This window comes from Thermotoga maritima MSB8, assembly GCF_000008545.1.
GTDB lineage: Bacteria > Thermotogota > Thermotogae > Thermotogales > Thermotogaceae > Thermotoga > Thermotoga maritima.
In genome coordinates, this window is record NC_000853.1 from 596,999 (window position 1) to 622,073 (window position 25,075).

20 protein-coding genes and 1 tRNA gene are annotated in these 25,075 nt (G+C 49.0%); 12 read left to right on the plus strand and 9 right to left on the minus strand.

Annotated elements, in window-relative coordinates; translation table 11 throughout:
- Position 1: 1 nt before the first annotated feature.
- Genes TM_RS02925 through ftsY form a run of 3 tightly spaced genes read right to left on the minus strand, consistent with a single transcriptional unit; the run spans position 2 to position 3,179 of the window.
- A complete protein-coding gene (locus TM_RS02925) occupies positions 2–1,666 on the minus strand; it encodes a peptidoglycan DD-metalloendopeptidase family protein (protein WP_004081297.1) in 1,665 nt (554 codons plus the stop codon).
- Positions 1,642–2,298, minus strand: a complete 657-nt coding sequence (locus tag TM_RS02930; RefSeq protein WP_004081295.1) for a DUF2225 domain-containing protein — start codon at positions 2,296–2,298, stop codon at positions 1,642–1,644. Before TM_RS02930 ends, TM_RS02925 begins: the two co-directional genes overlap by 25 nt.
- Positions 2,295–3,179, minus strand: coding sequence for a signal recognition particle-docking protein FtsY (ftsY, locus tag TM_RS02935; protein WP_004081293.1), 885 nt, complete (start codon positions 3,177–3,179; stop codon positions 2,295–2,297). The genes TM_RS02930 and ftsY overlap by 4 nt, the downstream gene beginning before the upstream one ends.
- Before the next feature lie 113 nt (positions 3,180–3,292).
- Between ftsY and TM_RS02940 the strand changes: the two genes are divergently transcribed.
- The 6 genes from TM_RS02940 (at position 3,293) to polC (ending at position 13,028) form a co-directional block, all read left to right on the plus strand.
- Complete coding sequence (locus TM_RS02940; protein ID WP_004081291.1) at positions 3,293–4,672, plus strand: DegQ family serine endoprotease; 1,380 nt, start codon at positions 3,293–3,295, stop codon at positions 4,670–4,672.
- A 96-nt stretch (positions 4,673–4,768) separates the two neighbouring features.
- The gene (locus tag TM_RS02945; RefSeq protein WP_004081290.1) at positions 4,769–5,920 is read left to right on the plus strand and encodes a DegT/DnrJ/EryC1/StrS family aminotransferase; all 1,152 of its coding nucleotides are present in this window, start codon (positions 4,769–4,771) and stop codon (positions 5,918–5,920) included.
- Complete coding sequence (lnt, locus tag TM_RS02950; protein ID WP_004081289.1) at positions 5,913–7,376, plus strand: apolipoprotein N-acyltransferase; 1,464 nt, start codon at positions 5,913–5,915, stop codon at positions 7,374–7,376. The genes TM_RS02945 and lnt overlap by 8 nt, the downstream gene beginning before the upstream one ends.
- The gene (gene queA / locus TM_RS02955) at positions 7,351–8,358 is read left to right on the plus strand and encodes a tRNA preQ1(34) S-adenosylmethionine ribosyltransferase-isomerase QueA (protein ID WP_004081288.1); all 1,008 of its coding nucleotides are present in this window, start codon (positions 7,351–7,353) and stop codon (positions 8,356–8,358) included. The genes lnt and queA overlap by 26 nt, the downstream gene beginning before the upstream one ends.
- A gap of 82 nt (positions 8,359–8,440) precedes the next feature.
- Positions 8,441–8,938, plus strand: coding sequence for a crossover junction endodeoxyribonuclease RuvC (gene ruvC / locus TM_RS02960; protein ID WP_004081287.1), 498 nt, complete (start codon positions 8,441–8,443; stop codon positions 8,936–8,938).
- Positions 8,925–13,028 carry a DNA polymerase III subunit alpha gene (gene polC / locus TM_RS02965; protein ID WP_004081285.1) on the plus strand — a complete coding sequence of 1,368 codons (4,104 nt, stop codon included), beginning with the start codon at positions 8,925–8,927 and terminating at the stop codon, positions 13,026–13,028. The genes ruvC and polC overlap by 14 nt, the downstream gene beginning before the upstream one ends.
- On the opposite strand, the gene TM_RS02970 is transcribed toward polC, so the two are convergent.
- Together TM_RS02970 and proC are read right to left on the minus strand one after the other, a co-directional pair.
- Entirely contained in the window at positions 13,025–13,564 is a 540-nt protein-coding gene (locus TM_RS02970) for a GNAT family N-acetyltransferase (RefSeq protein WP_004081283.1), read from the minus strand. The two genes, polC and TM_RS02970, sit on opposite strands and share 4 nt — an antisense overlap.
- Positions 13,565–14,332: a pyrroline-5-carboxylate reductase gene (proC, locus tag TM_RS02975; RefSeq protein ID WP_004081281.1), complete on the minus strand. Its 768-nt coding sequence runs from the start codon at positions 14,330–14,332 to the stop codon at positions 13,565–13,567.
- An 89-nt stretch (positions 14,333–14,421) separates the two neighbouring features.
- Between proC and TM_RS02980 the strand changes: the two genes are divergently transcribed.
- The 6 genes from TM_RS02980 to TM_RS03005 all read left to right on the plus strand — a co-directional run bounded on the left by TM_RS02980 (position 14,422) and on the right by TM_RS03005 (position 20,779).
- Positions 14,422–14,497, plus strand: a tRNA-Thr gene (locus TM_RS02980).
- A gap of 78 nt (positions 14,498–14,575) precedes the next feature.
- Entirely contained in the window at positions 14,576–15,820 is a 1,245-nt protein-coding gene (tilS, locus tag TM_RS02985) for a tRNA lysidine(34) synthetase TilS (RefSeq protein ID WP_010865151.1), read from the plus strand.
- Positions 15,807–17,639 (plus strand): ATP-dependent zinc metalloprotease FtsH, encoded by a 1,833-nt coding sequence (gene ftsH, locus TM_RS02990; RefSeq protein WP_004081278.1) that lies wholly within the window; start codon positions 15,807–15,809, stop codon positions 17,637–17,639. Before tilS ends, ftsH begins: the two co-directional genes overlap by 14 nt.
- Entirely contained in the window at positions 17,636–18,061 is a 426-nt protein-coding gene (locus TM_RS02995; RefSeq protein WP_010865152.1) for a thioesterase family protein, read from the plus strand. The genes ftsH and TM_RS02995 overlap by 4 nt, the downstream gene beginning before the upstream one ends.
- The gene (locus TM_RS03000; protein WP_004081275.1) at positions 18,021–19,481 is read left to right on the plus strand and encodes a B12-binding domain-containing radical SAM protein; all 1,461 of its coding nucleotides are present in this window, start codon (positions 18,021–18,023) and stop codon (positions 19,479–19,481) included. The genes TM_RS02995 and TM_RS03000 overlap by 41 nt, the downstream gene beginning before the upstream one ends.
- Positions 19,475–20,779, plus strand: a complete 1,305-nt coding sequence (locus TM_RS03005) for a nucleotide sugar dehydrogenase (protein ID WP_004081274.1) — start codon at positions 19,475–19,477, stop codon at positions 20,777–20,779. Before TM_RS03000 ends, TM_RS03005 begins: the two co-directional genes overlap by 7 nt.
- Here the strand turns inward: TM_RS03005 and TM_RS03010 are convergent.
- From TM_RS03010 to TM_RS03025, 4 genes are read right to left on the minus strand one after another with little or no spacing between them, the layout of a single operon-like run.
- Positions 20,766–21,473 (minus strand): rhomboid family intramembrane serine protease, encoded by a 708-nt coding sequence (locus tag TM_RS03010; RefSeq protein WP_004081273.1) that lies wholly within the window; start codon positions 21,471–21,473, stop codon positions 20,766–20,768. The two genes, TM_RS03005 and TM_RS03010, sit on opposite strands and share 14 nt — an antisense overlap.
- Positions 21,470–22,552 (minus strand): Gfo/Idh/MocA family protein, encoded by a 1,083-nt coding sequence (locus tag TM_RS03015; protein WP_008192388.1) that lies wholly within the window; start codon positions 22,550–22,552, stop codon positions 21,470–21,472. Before TM_RS03015 ends, TM_RS03010 begins: the two co-directional genes overlap by 4 nt.
- Positions 22,482–23,387, minus strand: coding sequence for a DMT family transporter (locus TM_RS03020; RefSeq protein WP_004081271.1), 906 nt, complete (start codon positions 23,385–23,387; stop codon positions 22,482–22,484). The genes TM_RS03015 and TM_RS03020 overlap by 71 nt, the downstream gene beginning before the upstream one ends.
- Positions 23,384–25,021 carry a putative manganese-dependent inorganic diphosphatase gene (locus TM_RS03025; RefSeq protein WP_004081270.1) on the minus strand — a complete coding sequence of 546 codons (1,638 nt, stop codon included), beginning with the start codon at positions 25,019–25,021 and terminating at the stop codon, positions 23,384–23,386. The genes TM_RS03020 and TM_RS03025 overlap by 4 nt, the downstream gene beginning before the upstream one ends.
- Between the last annotated feature and the right edge of the window lie 54 nt (positions 25,022–25,075).

Below are 25,075 nucleotides of genomic sequence, written 5' to 3' on the forward strand. Positions count from 1 at the left end.
CTCAATCCCTCCACACGAAGACTCTGGACACGATCTTTCTGTTTTGGAGCGCCTCTCTTATGCTATCCAGGTATATATCGATTTTTCTTCCCATGATAACTCCGCCGATGTCTTCCACAACGAAGACTCCACCACTGGGGGTGTCTCTGAGCTCTGGTATGTAGAGAACAGAACCCAGGGGGAAGATGGTGGTGTCCGCGGCCGCTGTCTTCCAATCTTCAGGGATTTTGCCGGATTTTGTGAGTCTGAAGGCGGGGTGTTCCGGTAATTTTCCATCTTCCCACTCCGTGTAGAAACTGATTTCGAACTCACCCATATTGGAGAAGAAAAGGAGCATGGGGTCCTTGGGCTCTCCTTCCACGTACAGTTCAAAGACGACGTTCTTTCCACCGTATCCTATGGTGTCACCCGCACTCACCCAGTCACCAGCGTTCACCGAAACCACAGCGAGATTTCTGTACACCGTTTCCACATCGTTTCCGTGATATATGACAACGGTTCCGTTGCTTACACTCTTCACTCGCCCTGGAAGCGCAGCTTTTACCTTCTGTCCATCGCTTTCCACTTCGACTCCCGTGGAAAAAGTTCCATCGGTTTTCAGGCCAAAACCGGAGACGATCACCTTCGGATCGGGTTTTTCTCCAACTGGAAAACTTGTCGAAAGATTCGTGACGGGAACCTTTATGATTCTCCCTGCTATGAGCTTCCTCGGGTCGTCTATGCCGTTCAGCTTCATGATTTTTTCCACACCGTCGGGTCCAAGGTTGAACGCGTTGCTGATCTTCGCGAGGGTGTCGCCCCGCTCCACTCTTACAAACACGTATCCTTCCTCTATTCCAAGGATCCTTGCGATCTCATAACTCCTCACGAGTCTTCTGAACTCGTCGAGGTATTTTTTCAACTGCTGTGAGTAACTCTCAACATCTATGTTCGCGTAGCTGGAAGGCTTCTGATCTTTCAGATTTTGAACGATCTGTTCCAGCGCCTTCTGGTTGGTTTCGAGATAGGAAAGCTTTTTCTCGATATCAGATATCCTGCTTTCCAGCTCATCGTTTGAAACGTTCACCACCTTCGCTTCCGTTTCGCCCTGTGAAAGAACGCGTAAGGCCACTTTGGAGAGAAGTTTTTCAGTACTTTCCAGCCTTTCTTCTATTCGATCCACCACCGAAACGTTCTTTTCCAGAGTGGAAACCCTCTCTTCGAGATCGAGAAGGATGTGTTTCAGATCTTCTGAGACTTCCGGGGAACTTCCGAGTGAAACAATACTCACTTTTCTCTCCAATTCTGAGATTTTCGATTTCATGTCTTCTATCTCGGAGAAGATGGAGGCGGCTTTTTCCACTGCAGGAAGTTTCATGGAGATGGAGTAGTAACTGTTCTCGAGATCGCTCATTTTGCTGGAGAACTCTTCCTGCAGGGAAGATAGATCCTCTTTGAGATATCTTACATCCCTTTTCAGCGCTTCCAGCTCTTCCTGAGAACTTTCCTGTGCCTTCATCTTGTTTTCCAAGTCCAGCATCTTCTTTTCGATGGAGTCTATCTGAGTGTTCAGCTGTCTTATCTGGTTTTCTAAATTGTTCAATTTTTCCTCCAGTTCGGGAGATACGCATGCTGCGAGAAATATCAGTATCAGAGAAAACATTAAGATCTTCTTAATTCCTGCCATCTTTCCCTCCCCACCTTCGCGTAAAGGGATTTGCCGTCGTACTTTCTCAGAAGGAGTTCGTACCACCTCGCGGCTTCTTTCCTGTTGCCCAGGATTTGATTCAAAACACCCAGATAGAAAAGTATCATGGGTTCGTCCGATTCTTCGTAATAGTCGTACTTGTAGTGGCTTTCGAATTCCTTCAAAGCTCTTTCGAGATAGCGCTTTTCTTCTTCTGACTTTCCCAGCTCTCTGAACAGCCAGGCGATCTTCAGATAAGAGATCGCTACTTTTTTTCTCTGGTTCAAAACAGAGTACACCATTCCACTCAAAGCGTAGCGCTTGATCGCTTCCACGTGGTTCTCCACGTTTTTCAATTCGACCTTTTTCTTGGCCTCTTCGAGCAGTTTTTTCAGCTTTCTTTCCGTCTCTTCTCCTTTTATGGTGATGGTCTCGAAATCTTTGTCGAACGCAGAAAAGTAGCAGTTCGGACAGGTCACCACTTCGTAAAACATCGGGTTCACATCTTCAAAAACAGGTTTCAAGTCGATATCTCTGGCTTTGATCTTTATGGAGTCGAAAAAGACCATCTTCTTTTTGAACTTCGTTCCACAGAAAGGGCAGGTGAATTCTTTTTCCCAGAACTTGCTCATTCTGAAAGCAATACCTCCACAAAGGCCTCAGGATCGAAAGGCCTCAGGTCTTCTGCCTTTTCTCCGACACCGATGAACTTTATGGGAATTCCCAGTTCCCGGGCAATGGCCAGAGTTATTCCGCCTTTCGCGGTTCCGTCGAGCTTTGTGAGAATTATACCGGTGACATTCACTGCTTCTTTGAATATTTTTGCCTGAACAAGTCCGTTTTGGCCGGTGGTGGCGTCTATCACGAGGAGCGTTTCGTGCGGAGCGTCGGGGATCTTCTTCTTGACAACTCTGTGAACCTTCCGCAATTCCTCCATGAGATTCTTCTTCGTGTGAAGTCTTCCGGCGGTGTCTATTATGACCACATCTTTGTTTCTGGCGAGAGCGTGAGCCACCGCGTCAAAGGCAACGGCGGCCGGATCTGCTCCTTCCGAGTGGGATATCACCGTGGCACCGACACGTTCTCCCCATATCTTCAGCTGTTCTATGGCGGCTGCTCTGAAAGTATCCGCCGCAGCGAGCACCACACTCTTTCCTTCATCCACGAACATCTTTGCGAGCTTTCCACAGGAGGTGGTCTTTCCCGTTCCGTTGACACCAACAACCATGATCACGAACGGGGGTTCAGGAGGAACGTTCAGCTTCGTATCGAAGTTCAGAATTTCCAGAATGATTTCCTTGAGAGACTCGAGAGCGTCTCCGTCCTTCTCTTCCAATCTCTCCAGAATGTATTCCGTTGTCTCGACTCCCACGTCCGCTTGAATGAGAAGTTCTTCCAGCTCCTCGCGGGTTTCATCGTCCAGCTTTTTTCCTTTGAGGAGCTTCACCACTCGTCCAAAAAACGTTTCTTTCGTCTTCTGGAGTCCCTTTTTCAAAAAATCGAAGAGTCCCATCCTTTCTACCTCCTGGTTTCCCGACTAATATTAAGCATACCATACGTTTTTGAACCAGTCCTTCGGAGTGTGTGTCTAAGAAACCGGAAACCTTTCGAAGGGAGGGGTAAGAGATGAAGAAATTCTTTCTGACCATCGCTGTGGCACTGATACTCACCAGCGTCTTTCCATACGTCAACCCCGACTACGAAAGTCCCATCGTTAATGTGGTCGAAGCGTGTGCACCGGCCGTTGTGAAGATAGACGTTGTGAAGACGGTGAAGACTTCCTTCTTCGATCCTTATTTTGAGCAGTTCTTCAAAAAGTGGTTCGGTGAACTTCCACCCGGTTTCGAAAGGCAGGTTGCCAGCCTCGGATCGGGCTTCATCTTCGACCCAGAAGGTTACATACTCACCAACTACCACGTGGTAGGTGGAGCGGACAACATCACTGTGACCATGCTCGACGGAAGCAAATACGACGCGGAGTACATAGGAGGAGATGAAGAGCTCGACATCGCGGTCATAAAGATCAAAGCCAGCGATAAGAAATTCCCCTATCTGGAATTCGGTGATTCTGACAAAGTGAAGATCGGTGAATGGGCGATAGCCATAGGAAACCCCCTCGGCTTCCAGCACACGGTGACTGTGGGAGTGGTCAGCGCTACCAACAGGAGGATTCCAAAGCCAGATGGAAGTGGTTACTACGTGGGACTCATCCAGACCGACGCGGCGATCAACCCGGGAAACAGTGGAGGACCCCTTTTGAACATACACGGTGAAGTGATAGGCATAAACACCGCTATCGTCAATCCTCAGGAAGCTGTGAACCTCGGCTTTGCCATCCCGATCAACACGGTGAAGAAGTTCCTTGACACCATACTCACCCAAAAGAAGGTTGAAAAAGCCTACCTCGGCGTGACGGTCATGACCCTCACCGAAGAAACGGCGAAAGCTCTGGGGCTTGAATCTACGAGTGGTGCTCTGATAACGAGTGTTCAGAAAGGATCTCCTGCTGAAAAGGCCGGGCTCAAAGAAGGGGACGTGATCCTCAAGGTTGACGATCAGGACGTGAGAAGTCACGAAGAACTGGTCTCCATCATACACACTTACAAACCGGGAGACACTGCCGTTCTCACTATAGAGAGAAAGGGAAAGATCATGAAAGTTCAGGTGACGTTCGGTTCCTCATCTGAAGAAGAGAAAACAACGACTGGTGAGGAAAAAATCGATGCCCTTGGTATCACAGTGTCGAACATCACGCCGGCCGACAGGGAGACTTATTCGATCCCGGAAGAGATAAACGGGGTCATAGTGAAGGAGAGCACCGGGAAGTTCGGTCTACAGAAGGGAGACGTAATCACCACAGTGTACGTGAACGGCAAAAGGTATGATATAAACTCTGTAGGGGATCTCAAGAAAGTTACATCCATTGTTAAAAATGGTGACTACATCGCCCTTTACATTTACAGGAATGGAGCGAAAGTCTTCGTGAGCTTCATCTATCAGAGATAGAGAACCTCCCCTCAATGTTAATACAGCCCCCTTTGGTGATCTTTCCCCCTCCGGTGGAGGGGGATTTTTTGATATCATTGAGACGAGGTGATATCGATGATTCCGTTATCAAGGCCCGATATAAACGAGCAGGACATCGAAAGGGTAGTGGAAGTTTTAAAAAGCGGAAGGCTCAGTCTCGGTGAATACACGAAGCGTTTTGGAGAGATGGTGGCCGAATACACGGGTGCCAGATTCGGCTGGGCGGTGAGCAGTGGAACAGCTGCGCTCCATCTCATCCTGGAGAGTCTCGATATCGACGAGGGAGATCTGATCCTTGTGCCTTCCTTCACCTTCATCGCTTCTGTTAACGTAATCCTAATGAAAAGGGCAATTCCCGTTTTCGTGGATGTGGATGAGAGAACTCTGAACGTTTCTCCAGAAACACTGGAGGAGGCGGTGAAAAGGTGCCTCAAAGGATTCAAACAGGGAAACATTGAGATAAAAGGAAAACCCCGTCTCTTCATGGCCGTTGATGTTTTTGGGCATCCCCTCGACTGGGACGGGATTCTCGACGTCTGTCAGAGGTACGGCATCGCGGTGGTGGAAGACTCCTGTGAAGCTCTTGGATCCGAGTACAAAGGAAGAAAGGTGGGCACCTTTGGAGTGGCCGGCGCTTTCGCATTCTACCCGAACAAACAGATCACCACAGGAGAGGGCGGTGTTGTTGTGACGAACGATGAAAAGATACACACCGCTGTGAAGAGCATGAGCAACCAGGGAAGAGGTGAAGGAGACGAATGGCTCTACCATGTGCGTTTCGGTTACAACTACAGAATCGACGAGATGTCGGCCGCGCTTGGATGCTCTCAAATGGAAAGAATCGATGAGATCGTAGAAAAACGCGCAGAAGCGGCGGAGAGATATTCAAAGATGTTGAAGGAGTTTTCCTGGGTAAAGGTGCCCGTCGTGGAAGATTACGTCACTAAGATGAGCTGGTTCGTCTACGTCGTGAGACTGGAAGGTCCAGATAGAAACCGTGTGATGAGGTACATGGAAGAAAAGGGAGTCCAGGTTAGAAACTACTTTTATCCCGTCCACTTTCAACCATTCTACGAAAAACTCTTCGGCAGCATGAAAGGACTGCTTCCCGTGACGGAGAGGGAATCTGAGAAAACGCTCGCCATTCCGTTCTTTACGAGCATCACAGAAAGTGAACAGAAGACGGTGGTGGAGATCCTCAGAGAGGCGGTGGAGAGGGTTGGTTAGCCTCTTTCTCAGCGTTCTCTCTGGCTTTCTCACCGCTCTTTCGATGCCGGGATTTCTCTCCGGAGCTTTGATCTGGTTTTCTCTGATTCCGCTTCTGTACGCGGTGGAAGGCAGGGGAGTGTGGAAAAGGGCGTTTCTTTCTTTCGTTTACTTTTTCACTCACGTGCTGATATCTTTCTTCTGGGTACTTCCAACTCTGACGGAGAACGTGCCCCTTGTCTTTGGAAGATACCCTTCCTGGCTTGGAATCGTGGTGTTTGTGCTGATGGGAATCATCGAAGCTGTTCCATTTCTTGGTTTTGGATTTCTCTCGTACTTTGCACCGCAGTCGATCGTTCTGAAGACTCTTTACCTTGCCTCCGTCTATACCATCTTCGAGTATCTCCGCGGTGTGGGAGAACTCGGATTCACCGGAGGAAGGATCTCAGAAGCGCTTTACAGCCACACCGGACTGATACAGATCGTTTCCATCACAGGGACTCTGGGCCTCGTTTTTTTGATAGTTTCTCTGAACGTCCTCTTCTATGAGTTCTTGAGAAGAAGAAAAGGCCTTCTCATCTTTCCTGTGATCTTCTTCGTCTATCTGTTGAACTCTTCTGTTGTGCACCTTCTTCCCGTTCCTGAACGTGGTTCTTTCAAGGTGGTTGCACTCCAACCAAATGTTCCTACTTCCCTGAAATATTCTGTGTCGAGTGGAGAGATGCTTGAACTTCTCGAGTCGATGACGAAGGATTTTCATGGAAGCATCGTGATCACTCCCGAGGCGTTCTTTCTGGAGGATGTGCGTTATTCTCAGAAGCTGAGAGAGCTCTCGGAGGAGAACACCTTCGTGATAGGATTTCCCGCGGACAACCAGAACAGCGTTTTCGTTCTGGAAGGTGGAAGATTCAGAAAGGTCTATTCCAAGGTGAAACTCTTCCCCTTTGTGGAGAAACTGCCGTACCCAAGGGTTTTTGGGGTTTTCAGTTTCCTGAAAGGATTGTCCTACTATGAACCTGGGCGGAATTTTTCCGTCTTCAACGTTGGAGAGAGCCCCCCGCTCTCTGTTCAGATCTGTTTTGAAAGTTACTTTCCGGAGGTATCACGCGCTTTCGTGAAAAACGGAAGCGAACTCCTCATCGTTGTGACGAACGATGGGTGGTTTCACTACAAAGCAGCGCTGCTGAATCACTTCGTCCAGGGAGTGTTCAGGGCCGTTGAAACGAGAAGACAGTTCCTTCAGGTGGCGAACACCGGGATCACAGGTCTCGTTGACGAGTACGGTAGAATAGTAGATGCTCTTCCTCTGCGGGTGAGACTGGCAGGAGAGTTTCACATCAAAGCGAGAAAAGGCGAAACGTTCTACGTCAGATACGGAGACTGGTTTTTTTACCTCTCTGTGATTCTGGCGGTAGTCAGTGTTTTCATTTCCAGAATGCGAGGTGAAAGGAATGAAGGTATCGGAATTCGATTATGAACTTCCACCAGAACTCATAGCGCAGGAACCTGTGGAACCACGGGACGCTTCCCGACTCATGGTGCTCCACAGAAAGACGCAGAGAATAGAACACCGTATATTCCGGGAGATAATAGAGTATCTTGAACCCGGCGATCTGCTCGTTCTGAACGTATCGAAGGTGATACCAGCCCGTCTCTACGCGAGGAAAAAAACGGGTGCCAGCATCGAAATTCTTCTGATAGAGCGTTTGGAGGAAGGTATCTGGAAGTGCCTTGTGAGACCGGGTCAGAAGGTGAAAAAAGGAACGGAACTTGTAATCGATGAGGATCTGTCTGCCGTCTGCCTCGGTCGGGGTGAAGATGGAACGAGGATTCTGAAGTTTCAGCCTCAGGACGATAGATTGATCTTCGAGAAGGGCAGGACACCTCTTCCGCCGTACATAAAAAACGAAGTTCCTCTCGAGAGGTATCAAACCGTGTACGCGAAAGAAGAAGGCTCCGTCGCTGCGCCGACCGCGGGGCTTCATTTCACACCAGAACTCATAGAGAAGTTGAAGAAAAAAGGGGTTCAATTCGCCGAAGTCGTTTTGCACGTGGGAATAGGGACTTTCAGGCCCGTGAAGGTTGAGGAAGTGGAAAAACACAAGATGCACGAGGAATTCTACCAGGTTCCAAAAGAGACGGTCAGAAAACTCAGAGAGACAAGGGAAAGGGGAAACAGAATTGTAGCGGTTGGGACAACAACGGTGAGAACCTTGGAGACAATCGCCAGACTTCCTGAGCAGGAAGAATACGTGGGAAAAACCGATCTATTCATATATCCACCCTTCGAGTTCAAACTCGTCGATGCCCTGGTTACCAACTTTCACCTTCCTCGTTCCACTCTTCTCATGCTGGTTGCGGCGTTCGCGGGGAAGGATTTCGTCATGGAAGCCTACAGGGAAGCCGTGAAAAGAAGATACAGATTCTTCTCTTTCGGCGATGCGATGCTGATTCTGTAACGGTTTGGAAAAAACACCCTTCTCTTAAACATAGGGTATAGAAAACGAAAATATGTGAACAGTATAATGGAGGTTGGGTTCCTTGAGGATCCTTGGGGTAGATCCCGGCTACGGAATTGTAGGAATAGGCATCATTGAAGTATCTGGAAACAGAATCTCTCACGTTTTCCACGGAACGATAGAGACTCCCAAAAATCTTCCAGCGGAAAAGAGGTTGAAGCGAATCTACGAGGAGTTTTTGAAAGTTCTTGAACGTTTCTCTCCAGACGAATGCGCCATGGAAAAGCTGTTCTTTGTGAAAAACGTTACCACGGCCATAGGTGTGGGGGAGGCACGTGGTGTGCTTTTTCTCGCTCTCGCGGAAAAAAACATACCTGTCTTTGAATACGCGCCGAACGAAGTGAAGGTTTCGCTGTCGGGGTATGGAAGGGCAAGCAAGAAACAGATTCAGGAGAACGTAAAGCGTTTTCTGAACCTTTCGGAGATTCCCAGACCCGACGATGCAGCGGATGCACTCGCCATCGCCTGGTGTCACGCCCTTCAGAGCAGAGCAAGGAGGGTAACACATGAAAAAGATTGAAAATTTGAAGTGGAAAAATGTCTCGTTTAAAAGCCTGGAAATAGATCCCGATGCAGGTGTGGTTCTCGTTTCCGTGGAAAAATTCTCCGAAGAGATAGAAGACCTTGTGCGTTTACTGGAGAAGAAGACGCGGTTTCGAGTCATCGTGAACGGTGTTCAAAAAAGTAACGGGGATCTAAGGGGAAAGATACTTTCCCTTCTCAACGGTAATGTGCCTTACATAAAAGATGTTGTTTTCGAAGGAAACAGGCTGATTCTGAAAGTGCTTGGAGATTTCGCGCGGGACAGGATCGCCTCCAAACTCAGAAGCACGAAAAAACAGCTCGATGAACTGCTGCCTCCCGGAACAGAGATCATGCTGGAGGTTGTGGAGCCTCCGGAAGATCTTTTGAAAAAGGAAGTACCACAACCAGAAAAGAGAGAAGAACCAAAGGGTGAAGAATTGAAGATCGAGGATGAAAACCACATCTTTGGACAGAAACCCAGAAAGATCGTCTTCACCCCCTCAAAAATCTTTGAGTACAACAAAAAGACATCGGTGAAGGGCAAGATCTTCAAAATAGAGAAGATCGAGGGGAAAAGAACGGTCCTTCTGATTTACCTGACAGACGGAGAAGATTCTCTGATCTGCAAAGTCTTCAACGACGTTGAAAAGGTCGAAGGGAAAGTATCGGTGGGAGACGTGATCGTTGCCACAGGAGACCTCCTTCTCGAAAACGGGGAGCCCACCCTTTACGTGAAGGGAATCACAAAACTTCCCGAAGCGAAAAGGATGGACAAATCTCCGGTTAAGAGGGTGGAGCTCCACGCCCATACCAAGTTCAGCGATCAGGACGCAATAACAGATGTGAACGAATATGTGAAACGAGCCAAGGAATGGGGCTTTCCCGCGATAGCCCTCACGGATCATGGGAACGTTCAGGCCATACCTTACTTCTACGACGCGGCGAAAGAAGCTGGAATAAAGCCCATTTTCGGTATCGAAGCGTATCTGGTGAGTGACGTGGAGCCCGTCATAAGGAATCTCTCCGACGATTCGACGTTTGGAGATGCCACGTTCGTCGTCCTCGACTTCGAGACGACGGGTCTCGACCCGCAGGTGGATGAGATCATCGAGATAGGAGCGGTGAAGATACAGGGTGGCCAGATAGTGGACGAGTACCACACTCTCATAAAGCCTTCCAGGGAGATCTCAAGAAAAAGTTCGGAGATCACCGGAATCACTCAAGAGATGCTGGAAAACAAGAGAAGCATCGAGGAAGTTCTGCCGGAGTTCCTCGGTTTTCTGGAAGATTCCATCATCGTAGCACACAACGCCAACTTCGACTACAGATTTCTGAGGCTGTGGATCAAAAAAGTGATGGGATTGGACTGGGAAAGACCCTACATAGATACGCTCGCCCTCGCAAAGTCCCTTCTCAAACTGAGAAGCTACTCTCTGGATTCCGTTGTGGAAAAGCTCGGATTGGGTCCCTTCCGGCACCACAGGGCCCTGGATGACGCGAGGGTCACCGCTCAGGTTTTCCTCAGGTTCGTTGAGATGATGAAGAAGATCGGTATCACGAAGCTTTCAGAAATGGAGAAGTTGAAGGATACGATAGACTACACCGCGTTGAAACCCTTCCACTGCACGATCCTCGTTCAGAACAAAAAGGGATTGAAAAACCTATACAAACTGGTTTCTGATTCCTATATAAAGTACTTCTACGGTGTTCCGAGGATCCTCAAAAGTGAGCTCATCGAGAACAGAGAAGGACTGCTCGTGGGTAGCGCGTGTATCTCCGGTGAGCTCGGACGTGCCGCCCTCGAAGGAGCGAGTGATTCAGAACTCGAAGAGATCGCGAAGTTCTACGACTACATAGAAGTCATGCCGCTCGACGTTATAGCCGAAGATGAAGAAGACCTAGACAGAGAAAGACTGAAAGAAGTGTACCGAAAACTCTACAGAATAGCGAAAAAATTGAACAAGTTCGTCGTCATGACCGGTGATGTTCATTTCCTCGATCCCGAAGATGCCAGGGGCAGAGCTGCACTTCTGGCACCTCAGGGAAACAGAAACTTCGAGAATCAGCCCGCACTCTACCTCAGAACGACCGAAGAAATGCTCGAGAAGGCGATAGAGATATTCGAAGATGAAGAGATCGCGAGGGAAGTCGTGATAGAGAATCCCAACAGAATAGCCGATATGATCGAGGAAGTGCAGCCGCTCGAGAAAAAACTTCACCCGCCGATCATAGAGAACGCCGATGAAATAGTGAGAAACCTCACCATGAAGCGGGCGTACGAGATCTACGGTGATCCGCTTCCCGAAATCGTCCAGAAGCGTGTGGAAAAGGAACTGAACGCCATCATAAATCATGGATACGCCGTTCTCTATCTCATCGCTCAGGAGCTCGTTCAGAAATCTATGAGCGATGGTTACGTGGTTGGATCCAGAGGATCCGTCGGGTCTTCACTCGTGGCCAATCTCCTCGGAATAACAGAGGTGAATCCCCTACCACCACATTACAGGTGTCCAGAGTGCAAATACTTTGAAGTTGTCGAAGACGACAGATACGGAGCGGGTTACGACCTTCCCAACAAGAACTGTCCAAGATGTGGGGCTCCTCTCAGAAAAGACGGCCACGGCATACCGTTTGAAACGTTCATGGGGTTCGAGGGTGACAAGGTCCCCGACATAGATCTCAACTTCTCAGGAGAGTATCAGGAACGTGCTCATCGTTTTGTGGAAGAACTCTTCGGTAAAGACCACGTCTATAGGGCGGGAACCATAAACACCATCGCGGAAAGAAGTGCGGTGGGTTACGTGAGAAGCTACGAAGAGAAAACCGGAAAGAAGCTCAGAAAGGCGGAAATGGAAAGACTCGTTTCCATGATCACGGGAGTGAAGAGAACGACGGGTCAGCACCCAGGGGGGCTCATGATCATACCGAAAGACAAAGAAGTCTACGATTTCACTCCCATACAGTATCCAGCCAACGATAGAAACGCAGGTGTGTTCACCACGCACTTCGCATACGAGACGATCCATGATGACCTGGTGAAGATAGATGCGCTCGGCCACGATGATCCCACTTTCATCAAGATGCTCAAGGACCTCACCGGAATCGATCCCATGACGATTCCCATGGATGACCCCGATACGCTCGCCATATTCAGTTCTGTGAAGCCTCTTGGTGTGGATCCCGTTGAGCTGGAAAGCGATGTGGGAACGTACGGAATTCCGGAGTTCGGAACCGAGTTTGTGAGGGGAATGCTCGTTGAAACGAGACCAAAGAGTTTCGCCGAGCTTGTGAGAATCTCAGGACTGTCACACGGTACGGACGTCTGGTTGAACAACGCACGTGATTGGATAAACCTCGGCTACGCCAAGCTCTCCGAGGTTATCTCGTGTAGGGACGACATCATGAACTTCCTCATACACAAAGGAATGGAACCGTCACTTGCCTTCAAGATCATGGAAAACGTCAGGAAGGGAAAGGGTATCACAGAAGAGATGGAGAGCGAGATGAGAAGGCTGAAGGTTCCAGAATGGTTCATCGAATCCTGTAAAAGGATCAAATATCTCTTCCCGAAAGCTCACGCTGTGGCTTACGTGAGTATGGCCTTCAGAATTGCTTACTTCAAGGTTCACTATCCTCTTCAGTTTTACGCGGCGTACTTCACGATAAAAGGTGATCAGTTCGATCCGGTTCTCGTACTCAGGGGAAAAGAAGCCATAAAGAGGCGCTTGAGAGAACTCAAAGCGATGCCTGCCAAAGACGCCCAGAAGAAAAACGAAGTGAGTGTTCTGGAGGTTGCCCTGGAAATGATACTGAGAGGTTTTTCCTTCCTACCGCCCGACATCTTCAAATCCGACGCGAAGAAATTTCTGATAGAAGGAAACTCGCTGAGAATTCCGTTCAACAAACTTCCAGGACTGGGTGACAGCGTTGCCGAGTCGATAATCAGAGCCAGGGAAGAAAAGCCGTTCACTTCGGTGGAAGATCTCATGAAGAGGACCAAGGTCAACAAAAATCACATAGAGCTGATGAAAAGCCTGGGTGTTCTCGGGGACCTTCCAGAGACGGAACAGTTCACGCTTTTCTAATCCAGAAGAAGCGCCATAACGAGCACATCCTCAAAGGAGCCGTCATCTCTTCTGACGGCCTTTCTCTTTATTCCCTCGAGTTCGAAGCCGAGTTTTCTGTAAAGGCTTATAGCCCTTTCGTTCGACTTCAGAACTTCGAGCTGGATCCTTATGAAACCATTCCTGCGTGCCCATTCTATGGCGCTTGTGATCATTCTGGTTCCGATTCCAATGTTCCAGTATCTCTTCTTCACGCTTATACCTATTTCTCCCACGTGCTTCGTCCTCTTTCTTCCGAACCCCGTGAAGGTCAGCAGAGAAACGATTTCTCTGTTGATCTCGCCCACTATCATGAGCTTTCCAGGGTTGCTTCTGTACATTCTTATGTAGTTCCTTTCCGTGGAAACATCGTAAACCTCGTCCGGGCGGGTGATCAGAAAATCCGTTTCCGATGTTACTTCTTTCAGGTACTCTACGATTCTTCTTGCGTCCCAGATGCTGGCTTCTCTTATCAGGAGCAGAGAACCGTCTTTCAGGAGTTCCTTTCGTGGAAACATTCACTTTTCCTCCAGTTCGAGCGCTCTTCTGTAAGAAGAGATCAGAGATTCTATGACACCGCTTCTCACAGCGAACCTCTCCATTGTGATGAGTCCTTCTATGGTTGTTCCGGCTGGAGAACTCACCCTGTGTTTCCACAGAGCCGGGTGTTCGCCCGTCTCTGTTAAAAGCTCCGCGGAACCTTTGAAGAGCCTATAAACAAGTTCTTTCGCCGTGTCGAGTGGGATGCCCATCTTCAGCGCAGCGTCGAGAAACGCCTCCACCACGACGAAGATGAAAGCGGGGCCACTTCCGGTGAGGGCAGTGACGGCTGAGAAGAGCTTTTCCTCTATTTCAACGACGAAACCGAGTTTCTCAAGGAGTGATTTGACGAGTTCTCTTTCTTCAAGGCTCATATCAGCGCTGAAGGCGGTGGCGAGCACCCCTTCTCCCACTCTCACAGCAACGTTCGGCATAATCCTTGCCACCTTGTGAATACCGTACTTTCTTATCTCTTCGATTTTCAAGCCGGCAACTATCGAGAGCAGGATTCCGTCGAAACCTTTCAATGCGCTAAGCACGATGGGAGCGTCCTGAGGTTTGACTGCGAGGACTATCAGATCTGCCTCACGAACTTTTTCCAGATCGGCAATTTCGTATGGAGGAGCATTGAATCGAGAGAGTTTTTCACTGTCCTTTTCAACAAGGAGAATCCTTTCGGCCTCCTTCGAAAATTTCTCTGCGAAGATCGAACCCATGTTACCAACACCGACGATACCGATTGTCATGATCTTCCCTCCCGGTCTTTTTGGATATTATACAACCCAGGAGGTCTTGAAAATTCCTGTGCGGCTGGTAAAATAGAAACCAGAGGGAGGCCAGCGTAGCTCAACCGGCAGAGCGGCGCATTCGTAATGCGCAGGTTGTGGGTTCGAGTCCCACCGCTGGCTCCATTTCTTTTTAATGGAGGGGTGTGAAGCATTTCCGACGAATTTGAAGAAAGATTTCTGAGCTTTTTGAAGGAAGAAAGGTTGCTTGAAGAAGGAGAACATGTGCTTGTTGCAGTCTCCGGCGGAATAGATTCGATGACCCTCCTGTACGTTCTGAGAAAATTCTCCCCCCTTTTGAAGATCAAGATCACAGCGGCTCACCTCGATCACAGGATAAGAGAGTCTTCCAGAAGAGACAGGGAGTTCGTGGAAAGGATCTGTCGCCAGTGGAACATACCTGTAGAAACGTCAGAGGTGGATGTTCCTTCTCTCTGGAAAGATTCGGGAAAGACATTGGAAGAGATCGCAAGAGAGGTGAGATACGATTTTCTGAAAAGAACGGCAAAGAAAGTCGGAGCCTCGAAAATCGCCCTCGCACATCACAAAAACGACCTTCTGGAAACGGTCGTTCACAGGCTGATAAGAGGAACAGGCCCCCTTGGTCTTGCCTGCATCTCTCCTAAAAGAGAAGAGTTCATCAGACCTTTTCTTGTCTTCAAAAGGAGTGAAATAGAAGAGTACGCCAGAAAGAACAATGTTCCTTACGTTGTTGACGAGACCAACTACAACGTCAAATACACGAGAAATTTCATCAGACACAGAATAGTCCCTCTCATGAAAGAATTGAACCCAACTGTGGAGGATGCCGTCTATAGACTGGTTTCTGTCACCCATTTGCTGAGAAATTTCGTTGAAAGAACTGTGCAGGACTTTGTTGAGAGGAATGTCTATTTCTACAAAGACTACGCCGTGTTCGTTGAGCCGGAAGATCTTTTTCTTTTCCTCGAAGTCACAAGATGGGTGTTGAAAGAGATGTACGGAAGGGTACCAGAGTATGAAAAACTGATCGGAACCTTGAAGTCGAAGAGAGTAGAGCTCTGGAGCGGAATTTTCGTGGAACGATCTTTCGGTTATGTAGCTGTGGGGAAGACAGTTTTCAAGAAAAAATACCGTGTTGAAGTGAAAGGTGACATGTTGGAGATGGAAGGGTTTAAAATAAGAGTGGTGAATAACAGAAACGATATGAAATTTTGGGTCAGAAACAGAAAAGAAGGTGATAGAATAATAGTCAACGGCAGGGAGAGAAAGCTGAAGGATGTTTTCATCGAGAAAAAAGTCCCAACTTTTTACAGAGACAGGGTTCCTCTCCTCGTCGATGAAGAAGATCGGGTTCTCTGGGTTCCGGGGATCGCCCGATCAGACTTTTTGCCAGAAGATGTGGTTGTGGAACTTCTGGAATACCCTGTCGGTTATGTGAAAGGAGGTACATATTTTGAACAGGTCTAACATCTGGAATCTACTGTTCACGATACTCATAATAGTCACACTTTTCTGGCTCGCCAGATTTTTCTACGTCGAAAACTCACCTGTGTCTAAGCTTAGCTACACGAGTTTTGTTCAGATGGTCGAGGACGAAAGAAGCGTGGTCTCAGAAGTTGTGATCAGGGACGACGGAGTACTGAGAGTTTACACCAAAGACGGTAGAGTTTACGAAGTGGACGCTCCGTGGGCCGTGAACGATTCGCAGCTCATAGAAAAACTGGTTTCAAAGGGAATAAAAGTCTCGGGAGAGAGAAGCGGAAGCAGCTCCTTCTGGATAAACGTCCTCGGCACTCTCATACCGACGATACTCTTCATTGTCGTGTGGCTCTTCATCATGAGGAGCCTCTCTGGAAGGAACAATCAGGCGTTCACGTTCACAAAGAGCAGGGCAACAATGTACAAACCCTCTGGGAACAAGAGGGTCACCTTCAAGGACGTTGGAGGAGCGGAAGAAGCCATAGAGGAACTCAAAGAGGTAGTTGAATTTCTGAAAGATCCCTCTAAATTCAACAGGATCGGCGCAAGGATGCCCAAGGGGATCCTCCTTGTAGGGCCTCCAGGTACCGGTAAAACGCTCCTTGCGAGGGCAGTTGCGGGCGAAGCGAACGTGCCGTTCTTCCACATCAGCGGTTCTGACTTCGTGGAGCTCTTTGTCGGAGTCGGTGCCGCGAGGGTGAGAGATCTGTTTGCACAGGCGAAGGCTCACGCTCCATGTATCGTCTTCATCGATGAGATCGATGCCGTTGGAAGACACAGGGGAGCGGGACTTGGAGGAGGACACGATGAAAGAGAGCAGACCCTGAACCAGCTTCTCGTGGAGATGGATGGATTCGATTCGAAAGAGGGCATCATAGTCATGGCGGCCACAAACAGGCCCGATATCCTGGACCCTGCACTTTTGAGGCCCGGAAGGTTCGACAAGAAAATCGTGGTCGATCCACCTGACATGCTCGGAAGAAAGAAGATACTCGAGATTCACACGAGAAACAAACCGCTCGCGGAAGACGTGAATCTGGAGATCATAGCGAAGAGAACGCCGGGATTCGTCGGGGCGGATCTGGAAAACCTCGTAAACGAGGCGGCGCTTCTTGCGGCGAGGGAAGGTAGAGACAAAATCACGATGAAGGACTTCGAGGAAGCCATAGACAGGGTGATAGCCGGACCCGCAAGAAAGTCGAAGCTGATCAGCCCGAAGGAAAAGCGCATCATAGCGTACCACGAGGCGGGACACGCCGTGGTATCCACCGTGGTTCCAAACGGGGAACCCGTTCACAGAATTTCCATAATCCCCAGGGGATACAAAGCCCTCGGATACACGCTTCATCTTCCTGAGGAGGATAAGTACCTTGTTTCAAGGAACGAACTTCTCGACAAACTCACAGCTCTACTCGGAGGTAGAGCAGCAGAAGAGGTGGTCTTTGGCGATGTGACGAGTGGGGCAGCCAACGATATAGAAAGGGCCACGGAAATTGCGAGGAATATGGTGTGTCAGCTGGGAATGAGCGAAGAGCTCGGACCCCTCGCCTGGGGGAAGGAAGAGCAGGAAGTCTTTCTTGGAAAAGAGATCACACGGCTCAGAAACTACAGTGAAGAGGTAGCGAGCAAAATCGACGAAGAAGTGAAAAAGATAGTGACGAACTGCTACGAGAGGGCGAAGGAGATAATAAGGAAATACAGGAAGCAACTGGACAACATCGTGGAAATACTGCTGGAGAAAGAAACGATAGAGGGAGACGAGCTGAGGCGGATACTGTCCGAGGAGTTTGAAAAGGTGGTGGAATGATGGATTTTGATTTCCTTGAGGGGAAAAGGCTTACGGAAGACGTGGCTCTCGATGAAACTATGGTGTGGAACGAAGACATCGAGATGCTTGATCTCCATCTCGTCGCGACTTCAGCCCTGATAGGGGTAGTTCACAGAGTGTCGTACGAGCTGTTGAGCAGGTACCTTCCCAACGATTACACGGCTGTTGTGGTGGAGACCCTGGCAAGACACGTGAAGGCTGTTCCAACGGGAACGAGAGTTGCTGTTGGTGTCAGGGTGGTTGGAGTTGTGGGAAACAGGGTGAAGTTCAGAGGAATCGTGATGAGCGGTGACGAAAAGATACTGGAGGCTGAATTCGTCAGAGCGATAGTTCCCAGGGAAAAGCTCCGGAGGTTAGCCCTTGAGAAGGCCGAGAAGACCTCAAGACTTTTTGGAATATGAGAAGGTGTTGAAATTCAAAGAGAGTGAAAAACAGATCGAAGAAACGGAGACAAAGGGCGACGTTCGAGTCGCCCTTGTTGTTCCTTCCGGCTACGAAGTGGCAGCCTCTGGACTCGCCTTTCACTACGTCCAGAAGCTCCTCAACTCCCATCCGAGGATCAGGTGTGAGAGATTCTTCTACGACGAGACCTTCAAGAAGTTCTACTCCCTTGAAACGCAGACACCTATAGATGAGTTCCCTATATGGCTTTTCTCCGTGAGCTTCGAAAACGACTTTTCAAACCTCCTCGATATTCTGAAGAAAAAAGACGTTCCTCTTTCCTGGAAAGAAAGAGAAGATTATCACCCTCTCATAATAATTGGCGGGGCGGTCACCTATTTGAACGAGGAATTCCTCATTCCGGTGGCGGATGCCGTCTACTACGGTGAGCTGGAAAAATACCTGGATCTGTTCACGGAAGCCCTCACAGGAGAAACGAAGCAGGAAATCTTGAGTTCTCTTTCCAGGATTCCCTCTGTAGAAGTTCCCTCTCTGAAAGAACACAGCGAAATAGCAACAGGAGTTGATCTGAACGATTTTTTGCCTCACTCCAGCGTTGTTCCATCGCGGGGAGTTTTCCCTGGAAAACTTCTGGTCGAGGTGGGAAGGGGATGTATAAGGCGCTGTGCTTTCTGCATATTTGGAAAGAATCTGAAGCCAGCAAGGTTCGTGAAACCTGAAAGATTCGAAGAGCTGGTGAAAAACACCCCGTACAGTGAGTACGGTCTCATAAGCGCCACCATAACCGATTACCCCTGGCTCGAGGATCTCCTCGATACAGTGGAGAAATATCAACTGAAGATCTCGGTTTCTTCCCTGAGGCTGGATCGACTCTCGGAAAGGCTGCTCAGGACTCTCAAAGACTCCGGTCAGAGATCTTTTACGATCGCCCCAGAGGCGGGATCGCAGCGAATCAGGGACATCCTTAAAAAGGACATCACTGATGAGCAGATAGAAAACGCCTTGAAACTGGCAAGAAAACTGGATTTTGACAGGGTGAAGATGTACTTCATCTACGGACTCGAAGAAGAAACGGAGGAAGATCTTGAAGCCTTCAAGAAACTCGGAGATCTCGCGGTTCGGCTCGGATACAGGGAGGTCCACATGAGTTTCAACCCGCTCATACCAAAGCCGGGAACGGAGTTCGAAAGAAGAAAAATGGAACCGGTTGATGTTCTGAGAAAAAAAGAGAAAATTCTGAAGAACTTACTCAAGGGCTTCAGAGTGGATTTCGAAAGCATCAGAGAATCTGTAGTTCAGTACACGATCGCACACGCCGGTAAAGAAGAGGTAGAAAGCTGGCTGAAATTCTTCGAAAAATCGGATAAAAAATTACTTGGTAAGTTGATTTACGAAGAGGGGAGGAAAAGACTGTGTTGAAAGAAAAACTTCTGAGCAAAACGGCCCTTCTCGGAGTGATCGGCCTCGGGTACGTGGGACTCCCGCTCGCCGTTGAAAAGGCAAAAGCGGGATACAGGGTGCTGGGGTTCGATATCCAGAAGAAGAGGGTCGACATGGTGAACCGCGGGGAAAACTACATAGGAGACGTGGTCGACGAAGACCTCAAAGATCTCGTGGAAAAAGGTATGATCAGGGCCACCACAGATTTTTCTGAGATGAAGAACTGCGACGTCGTCACGATATGCGTTCCAACACCGCTCGGGAAGTACAAGGAACCCGACCTCACCTACGTCATAAATACTGCAAAGGAGATTGCAAAGTACCTCCACAGAGAAATGCTTGTTGTGCTGGAGAGCACCACCTACCCGGGAACCACCGAGGAGGTCGTCCTGCCCATCCTGGAATCCACCGGGCTGAAAGTCGGGAAGGATTTTTATCTCGCCTTCAGTCCTGAAAGGGTGGATCCCGGAAACAAAATTTACAAAACGAAGAACACGCCGAAGGTAGTCGGTGGTGTGACGGAAAAATGCACGGAGCTTGCGAAGATCCTCTATGAAAACGTGCTCGAGGCACCCGTTCACACCGTCTCTTCACCGAGGGCGGCGGAGATGGCGAAGGTGCTCGAGAACACCTTCAGACTGGTCAACATCTCCCTCATAAACGAAGTGGCCATCGTCGCGCGAAGAATGGGAATCAACATCTGGGAAGTGATAGACGCTGCTGCAACAAAGCCCTTTGGATTCATGCCCTTCTATCCCGGACCTGGTGCGGGAGGGCACTGCATCCCGATAGATCCCTTCTACCTCGCTTACAAAGCGAAGGAGTACGACGTGAGGCTCGACCTCGTGGAGATGGCCGGTGAAATAAACGACTTCATGCCCGAGTACGTGGTGATGAGAGTTCAGGACATCCTGAACGAGAGAAAGAAACCTTTGAACGGCTCGAAAGTGCTTCTTCTTGGAGTCGCGTACAAGGGTGATATAGACGACACGAGGGAGTCGCCTGCGCTGAAGGTCTGGGACCACCTCGAAAAGAAGAAAGCGGTAGTTGAATTCTTCGATCCTTACGTTCCGGAAGTGAAGAGAGGAGACAGGATTCACCGACGGGTCGAACTCACTGAAGAGTACCTGAAAGGCGTGGACATCGTGGTGATCACGACCGCCCACAAGAACGGAGTTGATTACGACTTCGTTGTGAAGAACGCGCCCGTGGTCTTCGACACCAAAAACATCACAAAAGACGTGAAAGAAAACAGAGACAAGATCATCCTGCTTTGAACCTTCTGATCGCTTCATCGATCTCCGGGATCTGTCTGATCAGGAAGATGTAAGAGAGAACGACGAGTAAAACGACGGCTATCGCGAGGACCCTCCAGAGGGTCCTCCTTTTCCATGAGAAGGGGCTCATCGTGTATCCAAGAAGCATTCCAGACAGGAAACCTCCAAGATGAGCCGCGTTGTTGATGTTCGTTCCCGGAAGGAATCCGTACACAACGTTGATCAGAATGATGGGAAGAAGAGACACGCCGGTCACAGGTTTCATGAAGAAGGGAGTGTCCTTTCGAAAACCCGCCGCGAAGAGTATTCCGATGAGGCCAAAGATGGCACCACTAGCCCCGACGGAGATCGTGTCGTGGTAGAACACGTGCGTTGCCAGATTACCCACGATTCCGGTGAAGAAATAACCGACCAGGAACTTCTCCGTTCCGTATATATCCTCCACGATCAAGCCAAAGTAGTAAAGCGCGTATGAATTGAACAGTATGTGGAGTATTCCTCCGTGGACGAACAGAGCGGTGATCAACCTGAACCAGTCTCCCGCATCGACTCTGGGACCGTACTGAGCTCCGTATCTCAACAAAAGCAGCATCTGAAGAACAGGATCCCTGGTCGAGAAAACACCAGAAAAGGTCATCATCACGAATATGAACGCGTTGAAGAGCAGAATGAAATAAACGGCCCTTTTTCTCATCGAAGCTTTACTCCTTTCATCTCTTCTGTGGAGAAGTCGAAGGGGTACTTCACCGGTCTTCCTTCCAGGAAAGACCTGTATATTCCAAGAACTATCTCCACCGCTTTTTTGCCGTCTTCTCCAGAGATGTAAGGCTTCCTGTCGTTCGTCACGGCCTCGTAGAAATCTCTGTACACGTACTTGTGACTGTCTCCGTACACCGTGTCCGGATCCGGTAGATTCATGAACGGATGACCCTCTTCTCCTTCGAATCTCCAGGTGAGGATCCTGTTGACGGCGATTCCACCGATAACCACCGTTCCTTTCTCACCGAAGATAGCGAGTGTCTCTTCTAAGTTTCTCGGAAACACGTTGCTCGTTGCTTCTATCAGGCCCGTCTTCCCGCCTTTGAACTTCACGATGGCGAAACCTTCGTCTTCCGCCTCTATGTACGGGTGATTCGTGTTCGCTATGTGCCCGTAGATCTCCTCTATCTCTCCTCCGAGGAACCACTGAAGAAGATCTATGGCGTGCGTGGACTGGTTCATCAGGACCCCGCCGTCCATCTCCCAGGTACCTCTCCAGCTCGCCTGTTTGTAGTAATCCTCGTTTCTGTTCCACCTCACGGCGACAGACGCGTAGAAGATCTTTCCAAACGCCCCCGAATCGAGTTTTTTCCTCACTTCCTGAACGGGTGGATTGAATCTGTTCTGGAAGAAAACACCGAGTTTTAGATTCTTTTGTTTCGAGAGTTCTACCATCTCGTTCATGTGCTTTGTCGAGAGGGCCATGGGTTTTTCCACGAGGACGTGTTTTCCAGCTTCGAGCGCTTCCATGGTGATCTGGTAGTGTTTTCCGCTCTCGGTGGCTATGGAGATCACGTCTACGTCTTCTCTTTTGAGGAGCTCTCTGTAGTTCGTCATTGTCTCGGGTCTTCTCAAGCCCGACTTTTCGAAATGTTCGGCGGCGCGGTTCGCCCTTTCTTCCACGAGATCACACACCGCCACCGTTTCGAACAGGTCCTGCGTTTCAATCAGCGCTGGGACGTGTTTCTTCTGTCCGATCCTTCCGCATCCCACGAGTGCTATCCTCAGTTTCATAATGAACCTCCCTTTCGAAGATCAAAAGACCAATCACCACAAGCACAACTCCTCCCACAAGAAGAGCGGAGGGAAGTTTCAGTTTCAGCAGGTGTTCCGCCACGGCCGTTACAACTGGTATGTAGTATATCATGTTCGTTGTCGTTCTGCTTCCCAGTCTCTCTATTGCTTTGTTCCAGAGAAAGTAGGCAAGACCCGAGCAGACGAGTCCCAGATAAAGAAGAGAAATCACAACGATTGAGTTCATCTCTCTTATCTGCTGGAACTTTCCGGCTGAGAAAGGAAGGAAGAACACGACGCCCCAGAACATGATCCCCGCGTTTTCTCTGAAGGAGAGACTCCCGAGACTTTCTATGTGGTGAGTGTAAAAGACCCACGACAGAGCCGCGCCGAAGGCGAGAAGGTCTCCGAGGGGATTCAGTTTCAGAACGAACCTGCCGTTCAAAACGACGAGGGCCACCCCGAGAAAGGACAGGATCACACCCAGGTACATCTTCGAAGTGGTTTTCTTTTTCTGAACGAGATGCGAGAAAAGGAGAAAGAATACAGGAGCTGAAGACACTATGATTGCTGCGTTGGTGGGCTCTGTGAACATGAGGGCGGAATTCTCAAACGCAAAATAGCTGAACACTCCCCAGAAACCAGCCATCACGATATTTTTATTGAAAAGCTTTGGTCTTCCACCGGATATGAGGAAAAGAAAAAAGAAAGCGAAGATGAACCTCAGAAAACCTGCAAAGAACGGATCCAGAACCTGAACTACCACTTTGGTGGCAAGAAAAGAGATCCCCCAGAACACCACAACGAGCCACGCGAAGAACCTTTCCAAAATCATCTCTCCCTTCTCAGCACCTCACCGATCTTGGGAACGAAGTCCTTCTTTCTGGACATAACCCCCTTCAACAGAAAAAGACCGTCCTTCTTTTCCGCGTTGAAGGCTTTTTCCACTAACTTTTGATCTCCATCCATCATCAGAAGACTCGCTTCTTCCACAGGATTCGTGAAGAGCACAAAGAAATGTTTGACACCGAATTCTCCCTTGAGGGTCTTCAGTGTGTTCATGAAACGTTCCTTTTCTTTCAAAAGTGTTGAAAAGTCCGACGTCATTATCTGAGAAACGGCGAAGGATTCTTCTCCCATCTCGTAGACTTTCACGTCGCGCTTCAGCAGTTCAGCGGGATCGACGTCTTCCGGTATCTTCATCCCTTCCTTCAGCAGTTTCTTCGCGAATTTTTCCAGATCGAGTTTGGCAACATCAGCCAGGAAATTCGCCATCTTCCTGTCTTTCTCTGTCGTCGTGGAGAGTTTGAAGAAGAGTGTATCGGAAACGATACCCGAGAGCAGAATTCCGGCTATCTCCCTTTCCATCTTCACACCGTTTTTCAAGAAGAACTCTGCCACTATTGTTGAGGTGCTTCCGACGGGTTCGTTGTAGAAGAAAACGGGATTCAGAGTGCTCAGTCCACCGAGCCTGTGATGGTCTATGATCTCGAGGATTTCCGCTTTCTCGACTCCTTCCGGTGCCTGGGTGATCTCGTTGTGATCCACAAGGATCACCTTTTTCCTCACATCTTTGAGCAGGTCCGTCCTAGTTATAACACCACAAAGCCGCCCTTTCTCGTCTTCTACGAACGCTGCTCTTATCTTCGAGGTGAAGACGATCTCTTTTACTTCCTCGAGTGTGTCCTTCTTCGTCACCGTGGGGAATTTCTTGCTCATCACGAGGGTCACGGGGAGTGAAAGGTTTATGAGCTTTGCGGCGCTGAACGCGTCGAACTTCACTCTCAAAACGGCGGCGTTCTTTTCTTTTGCTATTTCAAGCACTCTGTTTGATACTGGGGCGTTGTTCACGACTATCATGAGTTTTGCTCCTTTTTCCAGAAGAGCGATCTGGGCCGGTTCGTTGTCTCCCACGATCACCACGTCACCTATCTCTATCTTTCCCAGGAGCACATGAAGGGCATCCACCGCTATGTGAACCTTTCCGGATACGGTTTTTTCTTTCATGTAGTCACAGACAACCTCTGCTTTCAGTATCCTGACTAGCTGATCGAACGGAACCGGGTGTATAACCAATGGTTCTATCTTCAATCTCCTCACGTAGACTCGAGCAATGTTGCTTTCAGTGACCACTCCTATCATTTTCTCCTTTGAAACCACCGGAACGTTTTTTATTCCTCTGCTTTCCATGAGCATGGCCACATCGTAGGCGGATGTGTCCGGAGTGACGAAAATGGGATTTTTCAGCTCGAGATCTTCAACGGTGGGTTCGAGCGTTTCAATGTGGAGGGGTGGATTCATTCCGAAATATTTGAGCACGAAGAGGGATTCGTTTGTGAGATCGCCGCTTCGAGCTGGAATGAATGTTTTTCCCTTTTCCACATTGTTTTTGAAGTGCGCGTACCCTATCGCAGAGCAAACGCTGTCGGTGTCCGGATTCTTGTGGCCTATCACGTACACTCTTTCCAATGCTTTCACCTCCGCTACTAAAAAAATTCTATCAGATGATATAATCCTTATCGA

What these genes read in the sequence shown, in the direction of transcription:
- TM_RS02925 (WP_004081297.1), bottom strand. Translation starts at nt 1,666, where the DNA reads ATGGCAGGAATTAAGAAGATCTTAATGTTTTCTCTGATACTGATATTT.
- TM_RS02930 (WP_004081295.1), bottom strand. Translation starts at nt 2,298, where the DNA reads ATGAGCAAGTTCTGGGAAAAAGAATTCACCTGCCCTTTCTGTGGAACG.
- ftsY (WP_004081293.1), bottom strand. Translation starts at nt 3,179, where the DNA reads ATGGGACTCTTCGATTTTTTGAAAAAGGGACTCCAGAAGACGAAAGAA.
- TM_RS02940 (WP_004081291.1), top strand. Translation starts at nt 3,293, where the DNA reads ATGAAGAAATTCTTTCTGACCATCGCTGTGGCACTGATACTCACCAGC.
- TM_RS02945 (WP_004081290.1), top strand. Translation starts at nt 4,769, where the DNA reads ATGATTCCGTTATCAAGGCCCGATATAAACGAGCAGGACATCGAAAGG.
- queA (WP_004081288.1), top strand. Translation starts at nt 7,351, where the DNA reads ATGAAGGTATCGGAATTCGATTATGAACTTCCACCAGAACTCATAGCG.
- polC (WP_004081285.1), top strand. Translation starts at nt 8,925, where the DNA reads ATGAAAAAGATTGAAAATTTGAAGTGGAAAAATGTCTCGTTTAAAAGC.
- TM_RS02970 (WP_004081283.1), bottom strand. Translation starts at nt 13,564, where the DNA reads ATGTTTCCACGAAAGGAACTCCTGAAAGACGGTTCTCTGCTCCTGATA.
- proC (WP_004081281.1), bottom strand. Translation starts at nt 14,332, where the DNA reads ATGACAATCGGTATCGTCGGTGTTGGTAACATGGGTTCGATCTTCGCA.
- TM_RS02995 (WP_010865152.1), top strand. Translation starts at nt 17,636, where the DNA reads ATGATGGATTTTGATTTCCTTGAGGGGAAAAGGCTTACGGAAGACGTG.
- TM_RS03010 (WP_004081273.1), bottom strand. Translation starts at nt 21,473, where the DNA reads ATGAGAAAAAGGGCCGTTTATTTCATTCTGCTCTTCAACGCGTTCATA.
- TM_RS03015 (WP_008192388.1), bottom strand. Translation starts at nt 22,552, where the DNA reads ATGAAACTGAGGATAGCACTCGTGGGATGCGGAAGGATCGGACAGAAG.
- TM_RS03020 (WP_004081271.1), bottom strand. Translation starts at nt 23,387, where the DNA reads ATGATTTTGGAAAGGTTCTTCGCGTGGCTCGTTGTGGTGTTCTGGGGG.